Here is a 5,271-nt window from a genome sequence, read left to right as displayed (position 1 = left end):
AGATTTGAGAATGTTTTCTAATTGCTCATCCTTAGCATAAAGAAATTTTTCTTCTAAGGAACAATCAAAGTTTAAAGGAAAAGGTTTTAAGGTATTTTTACTTAAAAATTTTTCCCAAAGCATAGAATTTTCTTCCGAAGACAAATTCCAAAAATCATCTTTATTGTTATAAACATAATCTTGATAATCTATAAAATTTACAAAATTAATATTTATATCTTTTTGTTTAGAGAGCAAACCTTGTATATTTTCTTCTTCTAAATTTTTAGGCAATTTATCATAATTTATAATATAACGATTATATCTGCTATGTGTTAAATTTTGAGTGTCAAGCTTTTCTAATAATTCTTTAGAAAAATAATTTAAAAAATAACTATTTGTATATTTTTCTAAAGCTTCTTTAAAGCTTCTTTCATAAATAAAATCATTCAAATTTAAAGGATAAGATTTTAAAGGATTATTTTTTGAATTTAAAAGATAATCATAAGCTACAAAAAAATAAGAAAAATCCATAAAAGCATAATCAGCACTGATGCCTTTACAAAGATTTAAAAACATATATTCAAGCTCTAAGATGATTTTATTTTCTTTATCTAAATTGAGTTTTTCTTGTAATTTTTTCTCATCAATAAAACTTTTTTTAACTCTATAATCATAATTGTGAAGCAAATAATTTAAATTTTCTTCATTAAAATTAAAAGTTAAATTAAGAGAGGAATTAAAATAAACATCATATTGGCTAAAATGAGGTTCTAAAAGATCATTTTCTATAAAAGTGTCTATTTTATCTTGAGAAAAATTTTCACCACTTTCATTCCAAAAAGGTAAATTAGGGGAAAGATTTTCTATAAAACCTATAGGTATTAATTCATCTTTTTGATAGTATCGATGTAAAATGTATTTGCTTTTATCCCTACATAAGCGATTATAAATTTGAGTATAATTTTGTGGTAAAAAATTTAACCATTCATCATCTTTGCTCAAATTAATACCTTCAAATTGATCAATGCTAAAAAAGGTTTTAAACTCTTGCATAGCCTTTAAGGTATTTTCTAAATGTTTATTATAGAAATTATTTTCATTGGCTTTTTTAAAATCAAGCCAATCTTGTAAATTTAAACGATTACCTTTTAGACTCCAAGCGTTAAGATATTTTTCATCGCTAAAGGTCTTTTTAGATAAAAGATGAAAGCTAACCTGATTAGCACTTATATTTTGTGTTTTCATTCGAATTTAAAACTTTTCAAATACTCTACAACAGGATCTTCACTTATCCATTCATCTTCGCCCATCTCTTCATCAAATTCATCATATCCATAACAATAAGGATCATCATAAAGTTCCATTTCTCTTGTTTCAGCAATACCTTCTATACAAATTTTTGCACTGATACAATCTTCTTGACTTTCATTTGGTTTTAAAGCTTTTAAGGTGTTAAAAATTTCAAAAGCATCGCTGTATTGTTTTTCATATTCTTCTTTATTGAAGCCTTTTTTATTATGTTGAACATTTATAATCTCGCGTAAAGCTGTTTCTGCAGCTACAGCTAAAAATGTAAAACCATAACTTGATTCAAAATCACCATATTCTTCGTATTCTTCACTCACAATACCATTAATATTAGCTCCTTTTTTTAAAGCAATTTTAAACTTTCTTACGTTAGATTCTTCAATCGCTATAAGTAAATCATAATCAATTTCTTTTACCATTTTTTCCTCCTAAGGTTCTAAAATAACTTGAAAATCAGCGCTGATTGCTTTTCTATCTTGAGAATGCAAATTAGCATAAAAATTCACAAAATGTTTATCCAGATTAAAATCTTCTCCATTGATTTTTCCTAAATTGTTTCTAAAATTAAGTCTTTTAATAAAAACCCAACTAGGCGATTTATTATTTAAAGCATCTTGATACATTTTTATCAATATGGATTTTAAACCCTTGTATCTTGCCTGTTGATTTTTTTCAAAAAATTTTTTATCATTTTCTTCTATGTCATATTTTTTATTGTTTTTTATAGATGCCCCAAAACGTTGTTGATTAAAATTTTGAGAATATATTGCTTCTTCTGTATTTCCTAATTTTGTACTCTCGATACTTCCAAAAGAATTATTCGCTCTATTTGTTATTTTTGTGCTTCTATTGCAAGCTATAGCATAATCCATTCCATACAATTTTACACATTTTAATTGATAAGAAATTTGATCGGTTAAATTTAAAGCACTGCTATAAGCATAGTTTTTAACTTCTACTATCATTCTTTTTTTATCTTCAAGCGTGATAAGAAAGTCAGGATCACTTCCTGTTTGTCCTATATTATCTTCAAAGATACCATCTGCGTTGATTCTTTGGTGATAAAGATGGGGAGCATGTCTTAAAAGAGCAAAAGAAACAACCCATTCAGCATAGTCAGCTCCTGCTCTTGTGTTGATGAAATTTTTAAGGGCTTTAATGTCTTTATCTTTAACAATCTCCTCTAAAGCATTTTTTTGTTTATCGTGTCTTTCATTTTTTGCCTCTTTATCTGCTTCGATTTTCTTTATTTTTTCATTGATTTTATCTTCCTCTTCTTTAGTTGTAGCTCGTTGCAATTGTTCTTCAGCTTTTTTCATTTCTTTATCATAAGTTTTTTCAATGATGGCTTTATTTCTTTCTAAAAGTTCCTCTGCTTTGGTTTTTAAACTATCCCAATCTTGACTTAATTCTTCATCCTCTTTTTGAGTTTTTTTTCCTTCGGCATGACCCATTTCAAGGGCTTCTCTAAATTCTTTAGGGGTTTGTAATTTTTCAAAAGGAGCATGTTTTAATCTTAGTTTAGTTCTTCTAAAATAAATAGGATTTTTTTGTTTTTCTAAACCTTTTCTTAAAAAAACATGTCCGCCTATGGGTTCTTTATCAAAGTCAGGATGTTCTAATTCTATATAAAGTTTTATTTCCCCATCTTTAATCTCACTATTAGAAAATTCTATTTTTCCTTGATCATTGGCAGTATTATCATACAGGAGTGTTCTTTTATCTTTATCTTTATTCTTATCTTTATCTTGATCTTGAACTTTATATATTCTTATCTTGGCCCCTACGATAGGAATATTTTTGATCTCATTTTCATAATCCTCATGAAAATGTGCTTCCTCGCACAACATTAGTTCAATCTCTCCTGTATGTATAGTGACCATTTTATGCCTTGATAACTTCTATATTTCTATGAAACACTAAAGGAGTTTTTTCTAAGATAGCAAGATAATTTTCCTTAAGTTGTTTTTCGTGTTCTTTTTTTATTTTATCTTGTATTTCTCTTTTTTTTCGCATTTCAGTATATTTAAATTCTCTCAGTTTTTCTTCACTGCCTAAAAGCTCTAAAGAACTTTTAGCTCCTACTTTAAGAAGGTATTTTTTTATGGTTTCACTTTTATTGCCTATAAGATCAAGAGCAGAATCTCCAAAATGATCAAAAACATTTACATTAGCTCCTGCTTCAATGAGCTTTTTAACTGTATTAGAATAACATTTCCTTATAGCCAATATCAAAGCACTCTCTCCATAACGAATTGCCCCTTTATCATATTCTATGATTTCATTGATATCTTTCATTTTACCACTATCGATTAAGGCATTAGCAAATTTTTGCTCCTCTGAAATAAGAAAATTGTGCAATAAATTTTCACCCTCTGAATTTTTAAGATTAGGATCTGCTCCAAGTTCTAGTAAAAAATGCAAAAGTTCTAATTTATTAGCTCTTTCTGTTTTAGTGGCAGAACATATAGGAATAGTTTCAAAGATCAAAGGTTCATACCGCCCTTCCTTACCTTGATAAAAGCAAGCATTGATATTAGCTCCCTTATCCACTAAAAGCTTAATAATTTTTTTTGTATGCTCTAAATTCGATACATCTTTACCCCAAGCAATTGCATTACATGCAAGCAAAAAATTCAACCATGTTTGATCTTTTATAAATTGTAAAATAAATTCAAAAAATTCATAATCATAACAAGCAAAGTGAAATAATGGATCCAATATTGTCTTTCTATCCCATAAATCTAACTTAAGAATATCCTCGCCCTTAGGATCTTTTGTGATACAAATCACATTTATACCTTCTTTGTTGATAAAATCTTGCCATTCCTTATAATATTTATCTTTAATACTATGCTTGATTTCTCTATCAAAAAACCATTGAAGCATGGGATTTGCTTGAAATTCTTCATAAGAGATGATTTTTTCTTCAGTCATTTGTTTTCCTTTGTTTATTTTTTTTATTTTTGCAATAAAATCTTTAAATTTTTATAAAATATTTTGTATAAAAATTTATATCCACTTAATCTGCTCTTAAATCTCCTCCTTTAACTCTCAATCCTTTATTATCTATGATCACTTGAACTCCTCCAACTTGGATAATAACTTCTTTAGCTGTAGTTGTTATAGAAGTGGATTTTACTTGATTGATTATTCTATTACACGCTACAATAGTATTATCCTTTTGTGCTAAAGATGAAACATTTTCTGCATTAACACTATGATCTTTTTTAGCAACCATAAAGATAGATTTTTCTGTATGCTCTTGAATATTACCTTTTGCTTCTGTTACAAGTTCAGAATCTGTATAAACACTATATTTTCCTTGACTTTGTATATGATGATAACCTTTAGTAAATGCTTTTCTATTAGACGATACAGAACTTGTGTATTCTCCTGTAATTCTTTCTTCGTAGTTTCTGCCTATTTCTACCTTCTTATTTTCTCCTACTTTTTCATAGCTATTTTTATGGATCCTTACTTCTTGATCTGTTCCCACATTTAAAGTATTACTTAAACCCACATTGGTATCTTTAGAGAGTAAAGTATTTTCTAAATATTTTGCCCCTACATTGACATTTTTAAATCCTGCGATATTTTGCATATGACCTAAAGTGATAAATTCAGTATATAAGGCTCCTACTTCTGAGGTTTTGTTACTTTTTATAGTTTGTTCATAATTATTGCCTATTTCTTCTTTATAATCTTTTTGCGCTAAGATATAAATTTCTTCTTTATCTTTGTCATTTTTTAAAGTGATTTCATTTCTTGCTTTTGCATCGGTATTATCTACTCCTATTGTAGAATTTGCTAAAGTAAGATAATGATTATTAATAGAGCTCAATTCATAATCTGTATTTTCTTGAAGTTTTAAGGTATCTAAGCCTTGATTGATCATAATAGGAACTTCGCTTAAATAACTTAAAGTGCTAGTGGCAATCTCTCTTTGATATCTTGGATAATTATATTGAGGCATAGTTG

General features: G+C 27.6%; 5 protein-coding genes. All 5 read right to left on the bottom strand.

Translation table 11 applies throughout. From position 1 onward, the window contains the following. A partial coding sequence (locus H2280_RS08005) for a hypothetical protein (protein WP_337216205.1) occupies positions 1-1,227 on the bottom strand: 1,227 nt, incomplete at its 3' end. Continuing rightward, a complete protein-coding gene (locus H2280_RS08000; protein ID WP_337216204.1) occupies positions 1,224-1,709 on the bottom strand; it encodes a hypothetical protein in 486 nt (161 codons plus the stop codon). The genes H2280_RS08000 and H2280_RS08005, both read right to left, overlap by 4 nt. 9 nt (positions 1,710-1,718) lie before the next feature. Continuing rightward, entirely contained in the window at positions 1,719-3,173 is a 1,455-nt protein-coding gene (locus H2280_RS07995; protein WP_337216203.1) for a hypothetical protein, read from the bottom strand. 1 nt (position 3,174) lies between these two features. Beyond that, positions 3,175-4,227, bottom strand: coding sequence for an ankyrin repeat domain-containing protein (locus H2280_RS07990; protein ID WP_337216202.1), 1,053 nt, complete (start codon positions 4,225-4,227; stop codon positions 3,175-3,177). Between the two features lie 85 nt (positions 4,228-4,312). After that, positions 4,313-5,271 (bottom strand): bacteriophage T4 gp5 trimerisation domain-containing protein (locus H2280_RS07985; RefSeq protein WP_337216201.1); only part of this gene is annotated, 959 nt, incomplete at its 5' end.

Origin of the sequence: Campylobacter sp. 2457A (assembly GCF_020135895.1) — a bacterium.
Taxonomy (GTDB): Bacteria; Campylobacterota; Campylobacteria; order Campylobacterales; family Campylobacteraceae; genus Campylobacter_D; species Campylobacter_D taeniopygiae.
Note: the sequence above shows the minus strand (reverse complement) of the source record. Positions and strands in the feature narration are given on the sequence as shown.

Bases quoted from the DNA above. Each gene is read 5' to 3' on its own strand.
- H2280_RS08000 (WP_337216204.1), bottom strand. From the start codon at position 1,709: ATGGTAAAAGAAATTGATTATGATTTACTTATAGCGATTGAAGAATCT.
- H2280_RS07990 (WP_337216202.1), bottom strand. From the start codon at position 4,227: ATGACTGAAGAAAAAATCATCTCTTATGAAGAATTTCAAGCAAATCCC.
- H2280_RS07995 (WP_337216203.1), bottom strand. From the start codon at position 3,173: ATGGTCACTATACATACAGGAGAGATTGAACTAATGTTGTGCGAGGAA.